This is a genomic window from Planococcus sp. CP5-4_YE (assembly GCF_019042655.1).
GTDB lineage: Bacteria > Bacillota > Bacilli > Bacillales_A > Planococcaceae > Planococcus.
Genome location: NZ_JAHPZO010000015.1, coordinates 16,075 through 33,540, shown reverse-complemented (window position 1 = coordinate 33,540; position 17,466 = coordinate 16,075). Strand labels below are relative to the sequence as shown.

At 46.1% G+C, this 17,466-nt stretch carries 13 protein-coding genes and 1 other annotated feature; all 13 genes read right to left on the bottom strand.

All coding sequences use genetic code 11. From position 1 onward, the window contains the following. Positions 1-210 precede the first annotated feature (210 nt). Entirely contained in the window at positions 211-1,113 is a 903-nt protein-coding gene (gene ilvE / locus KTG14_RS14535; RefSeq protein WP_216971602.1) for a branched-chain-amino-acid transaminase, read from the bottom strand. A gap of 396 nt (positions 1,114-1,509) precedes the next feature. Then, positions 1,510-2,697 (bottom strand): elongation factor Tu, encoded by a 1,188-nt coding sequence (gene tuf, locus KTG14_RS14530; protein ID WP_068459676.1) that lies wholly within the window; start codon positions 2,695-2,697, stop codon positions 1,510-1,512. Between the two features lie 115 nt (positions 2,698-2,812). Next, positions 2,813-4,891, bottom strand: a complete 2,079-nt coding sequence (fusA, locus tag KTG14_RS14525; protein WP_216971601.1) for an elongation factor G — start codon at positions 4,889-4,891, stop codon at positions 2,813-2,815. Positions 4,892-4,941: 50 nt separating this feature from the next. After that, the gene (gene rpsG / locus KTG14_RS14520) at positions 4,942-5,412 is read right to left on the bottom strand and encodes a 30S ribosomal protein S7 (protein WP_058382176.1); all 471 of its coding nucleotides are present in this window, start codon (positions 5,410-5,412) and stop codon (positions 4,942-4,944) included. Between the two features lie 45 nt (positions 5,413-5,457). Then, a complete protein-coding gene (gene rpsL / locus KTG14_RS14515) occupies positions 5,458-5,877 on the bottom strand; it encodes a 30S ribosomal protein S12 (RefSeq protein ID WP_068459672.1) in 420 nt (139 codons plus the stop codon). Between the two features lie 302 nt (positions 5,878-6,179). After that, on the bottom strand, positions 6,180-9,785 hold the full coding sequence (gene rpoC / locus KTG14_RS14510; RefSeq protein ID WP_216971600.1) for a DNA-directed RNA polymerase subunit beta': 3,606 nt from the start codon (positions 9,783-9,785) through the stop codon (positions 6,180-6,182). Between the two features lie 110 nt (positions 9,786-9,895). Continuing rightward, a complete protein-coding gene (gene rpoB / locus KTG14_RS14505) occupies positions 9,896-13,450 on the bottom strand; it encodes a DNA-directed RNA polymerase subunit beta (RefSeq protein WP_216971599.1) in 3,555 nt (1,184 codons plus the stop codon). 216 nt (positions 13,451-13,666) lie between these two features. After that, positions 13,667-14,269 (bottom strand): class I SAM-dependent methyltransferase, encoded by a 603-nt coding sequence (locus KTG14_RS14500; protein ID WP_216971598.1) that lies wholly within the window; start codon positions 14,267-14,269, stop codon positions 13,667-13,669. A gap of 112 nt (positions 14,270-14,381) precedes the next feature. Next, a complete protein-coding gene (rplL, locus tag KTG14_RS14495; protein WP_068459662.1) occupies positions 14,382-14,741 on the bottom strand; it encodes a 50S ribosomal protein L7/L12 in 360 nt (119 codons plus the stop codon). 54 nt (positions 14,742-14,795) lie between these two features. Further along, positions 14,796-15,296 (bottom strand): 50S ribosomal protein L10, encoded by a 501-nt coding sequence (rplJ, locus tag KTG14_RS14490; RefSeq protein WP_068459660.1) that lies wholly within the window; start codon positions 15,294-15,296, stop codon positions 14,796-14,798. A 35-nt stretch (positions 15,297-15,331) separates the two neighbouring features. Then, positions 15,332-15,482: a sequence feature (ribosomal protein L10 leader region), on the bottom strand. Positions 15,483-15,524: 42 nt separating this feature from the next. Beyond that, the gene (gene rplA, locus KTG14_RS14485) at positions 15,525-16,223 is read right to left on the bottom strand and encodes a 50S ribosomal protein L1 (RefSeq protein WP_068459658.1); all 699 of its coding nucleotides are present in this window, start codon (positions 16,221-16,223) and stop codon (positions 15,525-15,527) included. Between the two features lie 106 nt (positions 16,224-16,329). After that, entirely contained in the window at positions 16,330-16,755 is a 426-nt protein-coding gene (gene rplK / locus KTG14_RS14480; RefSeq protein ID WP_058382184.1) for a 50S ribosomal protein L11, read from the bottom strand. 173 nt (positions 16,756-16,928) lie between these two features. Continuing rightward, positions 16,929-17,462 carry a transcription termination/antitermination protein NusG gene (gene nusG, locus KTG14_RS14475; RefSeq protein ID WP_058382185.1) on the bottom strand — a complete coding sequence of 178 codons (534 nt, stop codon included), beginning with the start codon at positions 17,460-17,462 and terminating at the stop codon, positions 16,929-16,931. Positions 17,463-17,466 lie beyond the last annotated feature (4 nt).

Below are 17,466 nucleotides of genomic sequence, written 5' to 3'. Positions count from 1 at the left end.
ATTTGCAGCCTCTTGGATAATTTCTTATCCGTTGATAACGATAACCCATCACTTGCAGTTACCGGGAACACCTAAAGGGCCTTGGCCTTTCAGCATTCCACTCAGAGGGGATGTCGCATCTGGCAGCATTACCGGCTTCCACCATCCCGGCTCTCTGTAAATACTGCGTTCCATTTGCTTTAACCTCGTCATTGAATTGATCATATGAACTTATACAACATTTAGATGTTCTTCGTTGTAGACTTTGACACCGTCTTGCTGGACCAGCTCGCGAAACGCTTCAAGAAGATCGTTGGTGACTGGCCCTGGTTTTCCATCGCCGATCACCCGTCCATCCACTTTGATGACAGCGATGACTTCTGCTGCGGTTCCTGTCAGGAATACTTCGTCTGCTACATAGACATCATGTCTCGTGAAGACCCCCTCTTCCATTTGGTAGCCTTTTTCGGCCGCCACTTCCATAATGGCGTTACGGGTGATGCCTTCTAGTGCCCCCACGTAACCGGGAGGTGTCAGCAATTTGTTTTTGCGAACGATGAAGATGTTATCAGCCGACCCTTCAGCCACATAGCCTTGGTCATTGAGCATGAGCGCTTCAGAAACACCCGCTAGACTCGCTTCGATCTTCACTAATATATTGTTCATATAGTTCAATGATTTCACTTTCGGGCTAAGAACGTCTGAGCGGCTTCTTCTAGAAGCAACGGAGACGATTTCAATCCCGCTGTCGTACAAGGCTTTCGGGAATAAAGAAAGCGGCTCGGCGATGACAATGACATTCGGCTCTGCACAACTGAATGGGTCAAGTCCTAAATTCCCCACTCCGCGTGAGACGACCAAACGGATATAGGCATCTTTCAATTTATTCTGCCGAAGCGTTTCTACGACCAGTTGGGTCATTTCGTCGAAAGTGTGCGGAATTTCAAGCATCACTGATTTAGCTGAATCGTAAAGGCGCTCCATATGCTCTTCTAAGCGAAAGACATTTCCGTTGTAAGAACGAATGCCTTCGAAGACTCCGTCGCCATATAGGAAGCCATGATCATAAACTGAAACCTTGGCATCTTCTTTTTTTACAAATTCACCATTCATATAGATAACTTGTTCAGTCATGATGTCCACTTCTTTCTCTGAAATTTTTTATGAAGATTTTCACTCTAAATGCTTTGCTCTGTTAAATTGTTGCTATCATATCGCCTATTCTAAAGGGTGTCAACAAACAAAATGCGATTTTTTTACTAATTCTGAACATTATGACCATTTGTATCCGTTTACATTGCTGTCATGGTGCGGTTTGAAATATTTTTAAAAAAGTTTGAATATTTTATAGGAATGCAATATATTGCGTACTAAAATGAAATACTTTTCTTTTTTTCCAGCTTGATTGGCGAATCATTCGGTTCACGATCCTTTGAAGGCCACCATATCAACATGTTCCCGTCTCACTTAAAAATGAACGCAAAAAATCCCCTAACTCATTAAGAGTTAGGGGATTTGGGCAAAAGCGAATTACTTCTGGATAGAAGCTACAACGCCAGCGCCTACAGTACGTCCACCCTCACGGATAGAGAACTTAGTACCTTCTTCAAGAGCGATTGGTGAGATAAGCTCAACATCCATTTCGATGTTATCGCCAGGCATAACCATTTCTACTCCTTCAGGAAGGTTACAAACGCCAGTTACGTCAGTTGTACGGAAGTAGAACTGCGGACGGTAGTTTGTGAAGAATGGAGTGTGACGTCCACCCTCTTCTTTTGAAAGAACATAAACTTCCGCTTTGAAAGTTGTATGTGGAGTGATTGTGCCTGGTTTAGCAAGAACTTGTCCACGTTGGATATCGTCACGGGAAACACCGCGAAGAAGTGCGCCAATGTTGTCGCCAGCTTCAGCATAGTCAAGCAATTTGCGGAACATTTCTACACCTGTAACAGTTGTAGATTTAGCTTCTTCGTTGATACCGATGATGTCAACGTTATCGCCGACTTTGATTTGTCCACGCTCAACACGGCCAGTTGCAACTGTACCACGGCCAGTGATTGAGAATACGTCCTCAACTGGCATCATGAATGGCTTATCAGTGTCGCGTTCTGGAGTTGGGATGTACTCATCAACAGCAGCCATCAACTCAAGAATTTTTTCTTCCCACTCAGACTCTCCTTCAAGAGCTTTAAGAGCAGAACCTTTGATGACTGGGATGTCATCGCCAGGGAAGTCATATTCAGACAATAGATCGCGAACTTCCATTTCAACTAGTTCAAGAAGCTCTTCGTCGTCTACCATGTCGCATTTGTTCATGAATACTACAAGGTAAGGTACGCCTACTTGACGTGAAAGCAAGATGTGCTCACGAGTTTGTGGCATTGGGCCGTCAGCAGCAGATACTACTAGGATCCCGCCGTCCATTTGTGCAGCACCAGTGATCATGTTTTTAACATAGTCAGCGTGACCTGGGCAGTCAACGTGTGCATAGTGGCGTGTTTCAGTTTCGTACTCAACGTGAGAAGTGTTGATTGTGATACCGCGCTCTTTTTCTTCAGGTGCGTTATCGATTTGGTCGTAAGAACGAGCTTCCCCGCCTGATGCTCTAGCAAGAACTGTAGCGATTGCTGCAGTCAAAGTTGTTTTACCATGGTCAACGTGTCCGATTGTACCAATGTTAGCGTGTGTTTTAGAACGGTCAAATTTAGCTTTACCCATTAGAAAAATCCTCCTCAGAATATAAGTTAATAGTAGTAGTTTGATGGCCCGAACTACCGAAAACCGCAGTTTGGGCATACAAACTATTTATACTTGATTAAAGACCAAAATTCAATTATTGGCCTTTATTTTTTTTGATAATGTCTTCAGCGATAGATTTCGGCACTTCTTCGTAGTGGTCAAAGTGCATCGAGAACACACCGCGTCCTTGCGTGTTTGAACGCAAGTTTGTTGCATAACCGAACATTTCAGAAAGTGGAACCATTGAACGGACAACTTGCGCGTTTCCGCGAGCGTCCATACCTTCTACGCGTCCACGGCGTGATGTAACGTCGCCCATGATATCGCCAAGGTATTCCTCAGGGATTACAATTTCAACTTTCATGATCGGCTCAAGAATTACCGGGTTAACTTTCGATACAGCGTTTTTCAGTGCCATAGAAGCAGCTACTTTAAATGCCATTTCGTTGGAGTCAACATCATGGTAAGATCCGTCGAACAAGCGTGCTTTAATGTCGACCAATGGATAACCGGCAACAACACCGTTATCAAGAGAGTCGCGAAGACCCGCTTCAACTGCTGGGATGTATTCACGTGGAACAACACCACCGACAATTCCATTTTCGAACTCAAAGCCAGCACCTTCTTCGTTTGGAGAGAATTCAATCCAAACGTGTCCGAACTGACCACGGCCACCGGATTGACGTACGAACTTCCCTTCAACTTTTGCAGACTGGCGGAATGTCTCACGGTAAGATACCTGAGGAGCTCCGACGTTTGCTTCAACGTTGAATTCGCGTCTCATACGGTCAACTAGGATATCAAGGTGAAGCTCACCCATACCCGCGATGATCGTTTGACCAGTTTCCTGGTCTGTGTGCGCACGGAAAGTTGGGTCTTCTTCTTGCAATTTCGCAAGGGCTTGGCCCATCTTGTCTTGGTCCGCTTTGGATTTCGGCTCTACTGAAAGTGAGATAACCGGTTCCGGGAAGACCATGCGCTCAAGGATTACTTGGTCTTTTTCGTCGCATAGCGTATCGCCTGTAGAAGTATCTTTCAGGCCAATCGCAGCAGCGATATCCCCGCAGTATACTTCAGCAATCTCTTCGCGGGAGTTAGCGTGCATTTGCAGGATACGTCCTACGCGCTCACGCTTGCCTTTTGAAGAGTTTTGTACGTACGAACCAGATTTCAAAGTACCCGAGTAAACACGGAAGAACGTCAATTTCCCTACATACGGGTCTGTCATTACTTTAAATGCCAGAGCAGAGAAAGGCTCGTCTTCAGATGCTTTACGCAATACTTCTTCGTCTGAATCCGGACGAAGTGCTGTCATTGGCGGTACATCTAGTGGTGATGGAAGGTAATCAATTACTGCATCAAGCATCAATTGAACCCCTTTGTTTTTGAAAGCAGTTCCGCAAACTACTGGATAAAACTCAACGTCAAGCGTTCCTTTACGGATTGCAGCTTTAAGTTCATCAACAGTAATTTCTTCGCCACCGAGGTATTTTTCCATCAAGTCTTCATCAAGCTCAGCAACGCCTTCGAGTAGTTTCGTGTGCCACTCGTCAGCAAGCTCTTTGTACTCTTCAGGAATTTCGCCTTCAGTGATTTCAGTTCCCAAATCGTTCGCATAGAAGCGCGCGTTCATGTTTACAAGATCAATGATCCCTGAGAACTCGTCTTCTGCGCCGATTGGCAATTGAATCGGATGTGCGTTAGCTTGCAGGCGATCGTGAAGAGTGCCTACTGAATACAGGAAGTCAGCGCCGATTTTATCCATTTTGTTGATGAATACAAGACGCGGTACTCCGTATGTTGTCGCTTGACGCCATACAGTTTCTGTTTGCGGCTCAACGCCTGATTGGGCATCAAGAACCGTTACAGCACCATCAAGTACGCGCAGTGAACGTTCAACTTCAACCGTGAAGTCTACGTGTCCTGGAGTATCGATGATGTTAACGCGGTGGCCTTCCCATGAAGCTGTTGTCGCAGCAGATGTGATCGTGATTCCACGCTCTTGCTCCTGCTCCATCCAGTCCATTTGAGAAGCACCTTCATGCGTTTCGCCGATTTTGTGGATACGGCCTGTGTAATACAAAATACGCTCCGTAGTAGTCGTTTTACCGGCATCGATGTGAGCCATGATTCCGATATTACGTGTATGGTCTAAGGAGAACTCTCTAGGCATATGGTCTTTCTCCTTCCGTCTCGAAATAAGATTTTAAGTTTCGCAAGAATTTACCAGCGGTAATGAGCAAATGCTTTGTTGGCTTCTGCCATTTTGTGGATATCTTCACGTTTTTTGACGGAAGCACCAGTGTTGTTGGCAGCATCTAGAATTTCGTTAGCTAGACGCTCTTCCATAGTTTTTTCCCCACGTAGACGTGAGTAGTTCACTAGGTAGCGAAGTCCAAGAGTCGTACGGCGCTCTGGACGAACTTCAACTGGTACTTGATAGTTAGCACCACCAACGCGGCGAGCGCGTACTTCAAGTACCGGCATGATGTTTTCCAAAGCTTGTTCGAATACTTCGATTGGATCTTTCCCGCTGCGTTCTTTAATTAGTTCGAACGCACCGTAGAGGATCTTTTGAGAAGTACCTCTTTTTCCGTCAACCATCAATTTGTTAATCAAACGAGTTACCAATTTCGAACTATAAATCGGATCTGGCAACACGTCACGTTTAGCTACAGGACCTTTACGAGGCATGTATGTTCCTCCTTTCAACGAAAACTATCGTTAAATTCATTGTTATTATTTTTTAGCTTTAGGGCGTTTTGTTCCGTATTTAGAGCGTCCTTGCATACGGCCGTTTACTCCAGCAGTATCAAGTGCTCCGCGTACAACGTGGTAACGTACACCCGGAAGGTCTTTTACGCGACCTCCGCGGATAAGAACAACACTGTGTTCTTGAAGGTTGTGACCTTCGCCGCCGATGTATGCGTTGACCTCAATTTGGTTTGTCAAACGTACACGCGCATATTTACGCAATGCGGAGTTTGGTTTTTTCGGTGTCATCGTTCCAACACGTGTGCAGACGCCGCGTTTTTGTGGAGCGCTCAAGTTAGTCTGTGCTTTCTTGAAGCTGTTATACCCCTTGTTCAACGCTGGTGAGTCTGATTTAGTGCTTTTTGGTTTACGAGGCTTGTTAACCAATTGGTTAATTGTAGGCATCGATTTTTCCTCCTCTCAAAAGGTGTTCTAATACCACATATCCAGGTGGTTCATTTTTGGGTAAAAAACAAAGTCTTTGTGATTTCGCACAAAAACCGGTATCCAGTAATGCCTTAAGGCTACATCCAGCAAAGCTGAACGCTTTTACTGTTTTTGCTTTGTACCTGACGATCATGTTCCTGACATGCAAAGATCGATAATCATCAACCCTTAGTATACTATCATTCACTATGCGTTACTGTCAACCAAAAATCAAAAAAAATCCCAGAGAGCTCATTGCTCTCCAGGAATATTTTTTTAGCTTATGATTCGCTTCCGACAATCTCTTCTTGCTGGGCTTTTTCGCTTTGCTCGATTTCGATCTGGCGGTAGCGTTGCATACCAGTCCCCGCAGGAACCAATTTCCCGATAATGACATTCTCTTTCAGGCCGAGAAGCTCGTCGCGTTTTCCTTTGATCGCCGCATCGGTAAGGACACGAGTCGTTTCTTGGAAGGACGCAGCAGACAAGAACGATTCTGTTTCCAGGGAAGCTTTCGTGATCCCGAGGATAACAGGTCGGCTAGTTGCTGGCATATTGCCGGCAAGCACTGCTTTTTCATTTGCTTCTGTGAACTGATGAATGTCAAGAAGAGAACCTGGCAGCAAGTCAGTATCTCCGGCTTCAATGACACGGACTTTACGGAACATTTGACGAACCATAACTTCAACGTGCTTATCGCCGATTTCTACCCCTTGCATGCGGTAAACTTTTTGAACTTCTTTCAATAGATACAATTGAACAGATTGGACTTCTTTAACCTGAAGCAATTGCTTCGGATCAATAGAGCCGTCCGTCAGCACTTCACCGCGCTGAATTGTATCATCTACTTGAACTTTCAAACGTGCATTATAAGGTGCCAAGTATTTGCGTGTTTCCACATCGCCTTGAATCGTGATTTCCTTCTGGCCTTCGCGGATTTCATCAACCTCGGTAATAGTACCCGTGATTTCAGAGATAACCGCTTGCCCTTTTGGATTTCTGGATTCGAAGATTTCCTGGATACGCGGCAAACCTTGTGTGATATCGTCTCCTGCTACACCGCCTGTGTGGAATGTACGCATCGTAAGCTGTGTACCCGGCTCTCCGATGGACTGCGCAGCAATGATTCCGACTGCTTCGCCAACTTCCACTTCGTCGCCTGTTGCAAGGTTTGTACCATAGCACTTTTTGCAAATGCCGTGTTTTGTATTACACGTGAATGCAGAGCGGATCGTCACTTCTTTGATGCCGGCTTCGATCACGAGACGAGCCAAGTCTTGCGTAATGAGTGCGTCTCTCTCTACAATCACTGCTTTTGTTTCTGGATGACGGACTGTTTTCTTAGCGTGGCGCCCGACAATTCGTTCTTCTAGCTCTTCAATGACTTCTGTGCCTTCCATGAGTGCACCAACCAGCAAACCACGGTCAGTTCCGCAATCATTTTCGCGCACGATGGCGTCTTGTGCCACGTCCACGAGACGGCGTGTCAAGTAACCGGAGTCAGCTGTTTTCAGTGCAGTATCGGCAAGACCTTTACGTGCACCGTGAGTCGAGATGAAGTATTCAAGTACCGTCAACCCTTCACGGAATGAAGATTTAATCGGAAGTTCGATGATGCGGCCGGCCGGGTTGGCCATGAGTCCGCGCATACCCGCAAGCTGCGTGAAGTTGGACGCGTTACCACGGGCTCCGGAATCACTCATCATGTAAATCGGGTTCAACGTATCAAGAGATGCCATCAATTTTTCCTGGATGATATCTTTTGCATTGCTCCAATAAGAGATAACGCGTGTGTAGCGCTCTTCTTCCGTGATCAACCCGCGGCGGAATTGCTTCATCACTTTATCTACATTATTTTGAGCTTCAACTAGGATTTCACCTTTATCAGGTAAAACGACGATATCTGCCACACCAACCGTAATACCGGCTTGTGTAGAATATTTGAATCCAAGGCTCTTCATGCGGTCAAGCATACGAGAAGTTTCCGTAATATGGAAACGCTTGAACACTTCTGCAATGATTTCCCCAAGGATTTTCTTCTTGAACGGCGTTACAAGCTCTGACTCCTGGATATGCTTGCGAACATCGGTCGTTGTTGGAACGAAGTATTTCGCCGGTGTTTCCACTTGCAGGTTGTAATCGGTCGGTTCATTGATATAAGGGAACGACTCCGGAAGAATTTCATTGAAAATTACTTTTCCGACTGTCGTCAAAAGAAGCATTTTGTTTTGTTCTTCCGTAAATGTCGGGTTGTTTACTGATCCAGCCTGAACCGCGATGCGCGTGTGCAGGTGCACATGTCCAGTTTGGTAAGCAATCAACACTTCTTCAGAACCAGAGAACGTAGCCCCTTCGCCTGTTGCGCCTTTGCGCTCGAGCGTTAGGTAATAGTTTCCAAGCACCATATCCTGTGAAGGCGTTACGACCGGTTTTCCGTCTTTCGGGTTCAAGATGTTCTGTGCAGCAAGCATTAGAAGACGAGCTTCTGCTTGCGCTTCAGACGAAAGCGGTACGTGAACAGCCATTTGGTCACCATCAAAGTCGGCGTTATAAGCCGTACATACGAGTGGGTGAAGGCGAATGGCCTTACCTTCAACAAGTGTCGGTTCGAATGCCTGGATACCGAGTCGGTGAAGTGTCGGTGCGCGGTTCAAGAGAACCGGATGCTCCTTGATGACATCTTCAAGTACGTCCCAAACTTCCGAATGGAGACGTTCGATTTTACGCTTCGCGCTCTTAATGTTGTGAGCGAGCCCGCGTTCCACCAATTCTTTCATGACAAACGGCTTAAAGAGTTCAATCGCCATGCCTTTAGGCAGGCCGCATTGATACATCTTCAAGTTCGGGCCGACGACGATTACGGAACGTCCGGAATAATCGACACGTTTCCCGAGCAAGTTCTGACGGAAGCGCCCTTGTTTCCCTTTCAACATATGAGAAAGAGATTTCAATGGACGGTTACCCGGTCCTGTAACTGGACGGCCGCGACGGCCATTGTCGATCAATGCATCAACAGCTTCTTGGAGCATGCGTTTTTCGTTCTGGACGATGATGCTTGGCGCACCAAGGTCAAGCAAACGCTTGAGGCGGTTGTTGCGGTTGATGACACGGCGGTACAGGTCGTTCAAGTCGGAAGTCGCAAAACGGCCGCCGTCAAGTTGAACCATCGGACGCAATTCCGGTGGGATGACAGGAAGGACATCCAAGATCATCCAATCCGGGTTGTTTCCAGAGTTACGGAAAGACTCGACTACTTCAAGGCGTTTGATCGCACGTGTGCGGCGCTGGCCTTGCGCAGATTTAAGTTCTTCTTTCAACGCATCCGTTTCGCGTTCCAAGTCGATTTCCTGAAGCAGGCGTTTGATCGCTTCAGCACCCATCGCTGCTTGGAACTTCTTGCCGAATTTATCGCGGTATGCGCGATATTCTTTTTCGGAAAGCAATTGTTTCTTCTCGAGCGGTGTATCCGCCGGATCGATTACTACGTAAGAAGCAAAATAGATAACTTCTTCCAAAGAACGCGGGGACATATCCAAGATAAGACCCATACGGCTTGGGATTCCTTTGAAATACCAAATATGGGAAACCGGTGCTGCAAGCTCGATATGGCCCATGCGCTCACGGCGCACTTTTGAACGGGTTACTTCGACGCCACAGCGATCACAGACGACGCCTTTATAACGGACACGTTTGTATTTTCCGCAATGGCATTCCCAGTCTTTTGTAGGACCGAAAATACGTTCACAGAACAAACCGTCTTTTTCGGGCTTTAACGTACGGTAGTTGATTGTTTCTGGTTTCTTGACTTCCCCATAGGACCATGAGCGAATTTTATCGGGTGATGCCAATCCGATTTTCATATACTCAAAATTATTTACATCTATCAAGGAGCCTACCTCCCTTTTGTCTCGAGTTTCTGTACGGCTCTTCCTCGTTTATGGCTGAATCGATAAGTTTCCGTCCGGCGCTATGCCGGACGGTTTCTTCTATATATACTTTATTCAATCGTGCCTACTGGCGATTCTTCGTCAGCGATTGGCAAGATATTCAGTGAATCCGCAGGTTGAAGATCGTCTTCTTCATCCAAATCACGCAATTCGATTTCTTCATCGTCGATTGTGAGCATTTTAACATCCATGCCCAAACTTTGAAGCTCTTTGATCAATACTTTGAATGATTCCGGAACGCTCGGTTCTGGAACACTCTCACCTTTGACAATCGCTTCGTAGGTTTTCACACGGCCGACAACATCATCTGATTTAACTGTCAAAATTTCTTGGAGTGTATGTGCAGCACCATATGCTTCAAGTGCCCAAACTTCCATCTCTCCGAAACGCTGACCGCCAAATTGCGCTTTACCGCCAAGCGGTTGTTGCGTAACGAGCGAGTAAGGTCCGGTTGAACGCGCATGAAGTTTATCGTCAACCATGTGCGCCAGTTTAATCATGTACATGATTCCGACAGACACGCGGTTGTCGAATGGTTCACCTGAACGGCCATCGTAAAGGATGGTTTTACCGTCGCGCGGCATTCCAGCTTCTTCCATCGTTTCCCAAACATCTTCTTCATTAGCTCCATCAAATACGGATGATGCCATGTGAAGGCCTAGAGAACGGGAAGCCATACCAAGGTGAAGTTCAAGTACCTGTCCGATATTCATACGGGACGGAACACCAAGCGGGTTCAACATGATGTCGATCGGTGTGCCATCAGGCATGAATGGCATATCTTCTTCAGGCAAAATGCGGGAGATAACACCTTTGTTACCATGGCGTCCGGCCATTTTATCCCCAACGGAGATTTTCCGTTTTTGGACAATATAAGCACGTACCAATTGGTTAACGCCCGGTGGCAATTCGTCTCCATCTTCACGATTAAAGATCTTCACATCAAGTACGATTCCGCCTGCACCGTGAGGCACACGCAAGGAAGTATCACGTACTTCACGTGCTTTTTCACCAAAGATTGCATGAAGCAGACGTTCTTCCGCTGTCAATTCCGTAACCCCTTTTGGCGTTACTTTACCGACTAGGATGTCGCCATCTTTCACTTCGGCACCGACACGGATAATGCCGCGGTCGTCTAAGTTGCGCAATGCATCTTCGCCGACGTTAGGAATATCACGCGTGATTTCTTCAGGCCCGAGTTTTGTATCACGAGAGTCTGATTCGTATTCTTCAATATGGACTGACGTGTAGACGTCATCTTTAACGAGGCGCTCACTCATGATGATCGCATCCTCATAGTTAAAGCCATCCCAAGTCATGAAGCCGACAAGCACGTTACGGCCAAGCGCCATCTCACCGCGCTCCATTGAAGGTCCGTCTGCCAGGATATCGCGTTTTTCGACGCGGTCGCCGACTTTGACAATCGGACGCTGGTTGTAGCTGGTCCCTTGGTTAGAACGAATGAATTTTTGCAGGCGGTACGTATCCACGTCACCTTTGACTTCATTGCCTTCTACGGTTTCGATGCGGCGAACACGAATCTCTTTCGCTTCAACGAACTCAACAATTCCGCCATGCTTAGCAATAACAGCAGCGCCTGAATCACGCGCAGCCAAATGCTCCATGCCTGTTCCGACAAACGGTGCTTCTGGATTTAATAGAGGCACAGCTTGACGCTGCATGTTCGCTCCCATCAATGCTCGGTTGGAGTCATCGTTTTCAAGGAAAGGAATACATGCAGTTGCAACGGACACGACTTGCTTAGGAGAGACGTCCATGTAATCAATGCTCGAACGGCTATACACAGTGTTTTCACCGCGGAAGCGCGCAACGACTTCTTCTTCCACAAACGATCCGTCATCATTCAAACGGGAATTCGCCTGGGCGACTACATAGTTATCTTCTTCATCAGCCGTTAAGTAATCGATTTGGTCGGTGACTTTATTTGTCTCCGGGTCGACGCGGCGATAAGGTGTTTCGATAAAGCCAAATTTATTCACTTTCGCAAATGTCGAAAGCGTATTAATCAAGCCAATGTTCGGGCCCTCAGGCGTTTCGATCGGGCACATACGACCATAGTGGGAGTAGTGAACATCGCGGACTTCAAAGCCAGCGCGCTCACGCGTCAAACCACCGGGCCCAAGCGCAGATAGACGGCGTTTGTGCGTCAACTCTGCAAGCGGGTTCGTTTGGTCCATAAACTGAGACAATTGAGAACTGCCGAAGAACTCTTTAATCGATGCAATAACCGGACGAATATTGATCAATTGCTGAGGTACGATCGATTGCGTGTCATTGATTGACATACGTTCGCGTACTACGCGCTCCATACGGGACAGACCGATACGGAATTGGTTCTGCAGAAGTTCGCCGACTGAACGCAAACGACGGTTACCCAAGTGGTCAATATCATCTGTATTGCCGACGCCATGCAATAAGTTGAAGAAATAGCTGATAGACGAGATGATATCCGCAGGCGTTACGTTTTTGATCTTATCTTCGATGTATGCATTGCTGATGACAGTAATTTCTTTTTGCTCATCGTCATTCGGCGCATAGATTTTAACGGATTGAAGTGTCACATCGTCTTCTAGCACGCCTCCCACTTGGGAAACGGTATGGAAGCCAACGCCATTCTCCAAATTAGGGATTAAGCGATCAAGGACGCGGCGGTCGATAACAGTGCCAGCTTCTACTAAAATTTCGCCCGTTTCAGGATCGACGAGTGTTTCTGCAATCGTCTGATTAAACAAGCGGTTTTTAATATGAAGTTTTTTGTTCATCTTGTAACGGCCGACATTCGCCAAGTCATAGCGTTTTGGGTCGAAGAAACGCGAGTAAAGTAAGCTTTTAGCGCTCTCTACTGTCGGCGGCTCTCCCGGGCGAAGACGCTCGTAAATTTCAAGAAGCGCTTTTTCCGTGTTTTCGGTGTTGTCTTTTTCCAACGTGTTTTGCAAATACTCGTTATCCCCGAGCAATTCAATGATTTCCTGGTCGGAACCGAAACCTAACGCACGCAATAGAACCGTTACTGGCAATTTGCGTGTGCGATCGATGCGTACATAGACGACATCTTTCGCATCGGTTTCATACTCAAGCCATGCACCACGGTTTGGAATAACAGTAGCACCAAAACCTCGCTTGCCGTTTTTGTCAGTCTTGTCATGGAAATAAACACTTGGCGAGCGGACTAATTGTGAAACGATGACACGTTCTGCGCCGTTGATGACGAAAGTACCAGTTTCTGTCATCAGTGGGAAATCACCCATGAAGACATCTTGTTCTTTCACTTCATCCGTTTCTTTGTTGTGCAGACGCACTTTTACGCGAAGTGGCGCTGCGTAAGTAACATCTCGTTCTTTCGATTCATCAACCGGGTACTTAGGATCCGCTAAGCTGTAGTCGACGAATTCCAAGGAAAGGTTTCCTGTGAAATCTTCGATTGGTGAAATGTCACGGAACATTTCACGGAGTCCCTCTTCTAAGAACCATTCGTAAGAAGACGATTGGATCTCAATCAGATTCGGGAGATCTAGAACTTCACTGATTCTCGAAAAACTTCTGCGTTGACGATGCTGACCGTACTGAACTAGTTGACCTGTCAACTTATTCACCCCTCAATAAAACGATTATAGGACTTTGCGATATCTGTAAAATAGTGTATGATATCGAAAAGACAAAAAGAAAACGAGACCGCATATGAGCTCATTTTCGGTTTACACATGTTAAAACTGGTCGCCATGCTCTGCCCGAAAAAGGGCAAACGACCTCAAAATAATATTTTTTGCATTTTATTATAATATCACAGGCATTTTGTCAAGTCAAACTTTTCTGACCTCGAAAATAAAGTACCCCTTCTTCTTATCAGCGACTCGAACGTCCCCGAACAACTCCTGCAATTTCTCCTGAGTCGAAGCGGCTCCTTGCTTTTTCTGTATGACCACCCACAGCGATCCGGAAGCTGCGAGTTTTGTGTAGGCTTCTTCGTAAAACCGGAAAATCGTCTCTTTTCCCGCACGTATCGGCGGATTGGTTAAAATAGCGCCGAATCCCTGTTGTTCAACGTTGGATAAGCCGTCACTTTCATAGACTGAAACATTTTCAACACCGTTTACTGCGGTGTTTTTTTGTGCGAGTTCAATGGCTCTTTCGTTAATGTCCACCATGTGCACGTGTCTTTGTGGAAATGCGTTGGCGATAGCCATTCCGATCGGTCCATAGCCACACCCGACATCCAGAATGGGCCCCTCTATAGCTGGTTCATCAAAGGCCTCAATCAATAGCCTCGAACCGAAGTCGATCTCATTTTTACTGAAAACGCCTGAATCCGTTTGAAACCGGAACGCCTCGCCCCGCAATGTGTAGGTCCACTCTTGGGGATTGCTTTTAGTTTGAGGATTTTTGGAATAATAATGTTGGGACATACGGAGCCCTCCTTCCATCATACAATCTCAGGTTTTCCTGAATTGGATTTAAAAAGAAGAAAAAGCCCGTCGGTAAATACTGACGAGCTTTCTTTCTTATAAAGTAATTGGATTATTTAACTTCTACAGAAGCGCCAACTTCTTCAAGTTTGCCTTTGATTTCTTCAGCTTCTTCTTTAGTAGCGCCTTCTTTAAGAGCTTTAGGAGCTTCGTCAACAAGACCTTTCGCTTCTTTCAAGCCAAGGCCTGTAACTTCGCGAACAACTTTGATGACTTTGATTTTTTGGTCGCCAGCAGAGTTAAGGATTACGTCGAACTCAGTTTGCTCTTCTTCAGCAGCGCCACCAGCAGCAGCTGCAGCAACTGGAGCAGCAGCAGTTACGCCGAACTCGTCTTCGATTGCTTTAACTAGGTCGTTTAGTTGAAGAATTGTCATTTCTTTGATTGCGTCTAGAATTTGTTCTTGTGTCATTATAATTTCCTCCTATGATAGGTAATTTTTTGTAGTGCTCAGGATGCTAAAAGATTATGCGCCCTGTTCTTCTTTTTGGTCTGCAACAGCTTTAGTAGTAGCAGCGAAGTTGCGGACTGGAGCTTGTAGTACGCTGAGTAGCATAGACAATAGGCCATCGCGTGATGGAAGTTCAGCAAGAGCTTTCATTTCATCTGCAGATGCAACATTGCCTTCAATGATACCCGCTTTAATTTCTAGTGCTTCGTTGCCTTTTGCGAATTCGTTGATGATTCGCGCCGGAGCAACAACATCTTCGTTTGAGAATGCGATAGCGTTCGGTCCTGTGAAGTGTTCGTTGATCGCTTCTAGGCCGTGAACTTCTGTCGCGCGGCGAGTCATAGAGTTTTTGTAAACTTTAAACTCGATGCCTTCCTCACGAAGCTGTTTACGAAGTTCTGTAAGTTGGGCAACGTTCAAACCGCGGTAGTCAACAACGACAACTGATGCAGCAGCGTCGAACTTGTCAGCGATTGTTTGCACAACAACTTTTTTCGTTTCAATTGCTTTGCTCATGTGGGCACCTCCTATAGATTTGTCATTCATACCGTCCGTCCATAAGAAAAGCCTCTGGTCCAGTACAGACGCAGAGGCATAAAATCAGCATCAATTAAGATGGAATCTGAATTCATCATGTCCTCGGCAGGGATTCATTAAGCGGCAAGCCGCCCCTACTGTCTGCGGTACAAATGGTTATTTCACAACTTCGCCAGTATAGCGAAGTTGCGAAAGAATGTCAATATTTTATTTAACTACTACTTTTGCAGGGTCTACTTTAACAGCAGGTCCCATTGTAGTCGTTACGTTTAGGGATTTCATGTACGTGCCTTTAGCAGCAGATGGCTTAGCTTTCAAGATCACGTCATAGATTGCTTGCAAGTTCTCAGCAAGTTTGTCGTCTTCGAAAGACACTTTGCCGATTGGTGCGTGAATGATACCGGATTTTTCTGCGCGGTATTCCACTTTACCAGCTTTGATTTCCTGAACAGCTTTCGCTACATCAAATGTAACTGTGCCTGTTTTCGGGTTTGGCATCAAGCCTTTTGGTCCAAGAACGCGTCCAAGTTTACCAACTTCGCCCATCATGTCCGGAGTAGCGACGATAACGTCGAATTCGAACCAACCTTGTTGGATTTTTTGGATGTACTCAGCATCGCCAACATAGTCAGCGCCTGCTTCTTGAGCTTCTTTTAGTTTGTCGCCTTTAGCGAAAACCAAGACGCTTTGAGTTTTACCAGTACCATTTGGAAGCACAACTGCCCCACGGATCTGCTGGTCATTTTTACGCGTGTCGATTCCTAGGCGGAAAGCGACTTCTACAGTAGCGTCGAAGTTAACTGTGCTTGCTTTTTTAGCAAGTTCAATCGCTTCTTTTGCTTCGTAGAGCTTAGAACGGTCGATCAGTTTTGCTGCTTCTTGCAGCTTTTTGCCTGTTTTAGCCATTTTAAACGTCCTCCTTGTTGTGGTCTAACGGATTGAACCTCCCACGATTAAGGGCTGCGCTGTTCGCGTTGAACTGCGCAACCCATCCAAAAACAACTTCTTGAAATTAGTCTTCGATTGTAATGCCCATGCTGCGAGCAGTACCTTCAACCATCAACATTGCAGCTTCAACTGAAGCGGCATTTAGATCTGGCATTTTAGTTTCTGCGATTTCGCGAACTTGGTCGCGTTTCACAGTCGCTACTTTATTGCGGTTCGGTTCACCTGAACCTGATTCAATACCTGCTGCTTTCTTCAATAGAACTGCAGCTGGCGGAGTTTTCGTAATGAAAGTAAATGAACGGTCTTCAAATACCGAAATCTCAACCGGAATAATAAGTCCTGCTTGTTCAGCAGTACGCGCGTTAAATTCTTTACAGAAGCCCATGATGTTGACGCCTGCTTGACCTAGTGCTGGTCCTACTGGCGGCGCTGGGTTAGCTTTTGCTGCAGGAATCTGCAATTTTACGACTTTAACTACTTTTTTAGCCACGAAACACACCTCCTTAAGTCCGTGATGTGGTAATAGGGTTGCCCCTCCCACTCATATCTGTCCGTCAACTTGATTTTCGTTGATAGAATTAATTGGTTAGTACAGATGCTGCCCTTTGGCAGTCTGACCTATGAAATGATACCACCATTGCAAAAAAATAGCAAGGGGGCTTGTTATACTTTTTGGACCTGCTCGAAATCGAGCTCCATTTTCGTTTCGCGTCCGAAGATGTCAATCGATACTTTGACTTTGCCTTTCGTATCGTCGATTTCTTCGACCTTGCCTTGGAAGTTGGCAAATGGCCCTTCCATGACTTCGACAGTATCTGCCACTGCAAAATCGATATCTACTTTGCGCTCGGTCATACCCATTTGCTTGAGGATGAAATCGACTTCCTCTTCTAGTAGTGGCGTCGGTTTCGCCCCACCGCCTGATGAGCCGATAAAGCCAGTGACACCCGGCGTATTGCGGACAACATACCAAGATTCATCCGTCATGACCAATTCGACTAGCACGTAACCTGGGAAAGTTTTACGCATGACTGTGCGTTTTTTACCGTCTTTGAAATCTGTTTCCTGTTCTTCAGGGATGATGACGCGGAAAATCAAATCTTCCATTCCCATTGTTTCTACGCGTTTTTCCAGGTTTGCTTTTACCTTATTTTCATAACCGGAATACGTATGGACTACATACCAATTTTTCTCCATATTC

What these genes read in the sequence shown, in the direction of transcription:
- ilvE (WP_216971602.1), bottom strand. Translation starts at nt 1,113, where the DNA reads ATGACTGAACAAGTTATCTATATGAATGGTGAATTTGTAAAAAAAGAA.
- tuf (WP_068459676.1), bottom strand. Translation starts at nt 2,697, where the DNA reads ATGGGTAAAGCTAAATTTGACCGTTCTAAAACACACGCTAACATTGGT.
- fusA (WP_216971601.1), bottom strand. Translation starts at nt 4,891, where the DNA reads ATGCCTAGAGAGTTCTCCTTAGACCATACACGTAATATCGGAATCATG.
- rpsG (WP_058382176.1), bottom strand. Translation starts at nt 5,412, where the DNA reads ATGCCTCGTAAAGGTCCTGTAGCTAAACGTGACGTGTTGCCAGATCCG.
- rpsL (WP_068459672.1), bottom strand. Translation starts at nt 5,877, where the DNA reads ATGCCTACAATTAACCAATTGGTTAACAAGCCTCGTAAACCAAAAAGC.
- KTG14_RS14500 (WP_216971598.1), bottom strand. Translation starts at nt 14,269, where the DNA reads ATGTCCCAACATTATTATTCCAAAAATCCTCAAACTAAAAGCAATCCC.
- rplL (WP_068459662.1), bottom strand. Translation starts at nt 14,741, where the DNA reads ATGACACAAGAACAAATTCTAGACGCAATCAAAGAAATGACAATTCTT.
- rplJ (WP_068459660.1), bottom strand. Translation starts at nt 15,296, where the DNA reads ATGAGCAAAGCAATTGAAACGAAAAAAGTTGTTGTGCAAACAATCGCT.
- rplA (WP_068459658.1), bottom strand. Translation starts at nt 16,223, where the DNA reads ATGGCTAAAACAGGCAAAAAGCTGCAAGAAGCAGCAAAACTGATCGAC.
- nusG (WP_058382185.1), bottom strand. Translation starts at nt 17,462, where the DNA reads ATGGAGAAAAATTGGTATGTAGTCCATACGTATTCCGGTTATGAAAAT.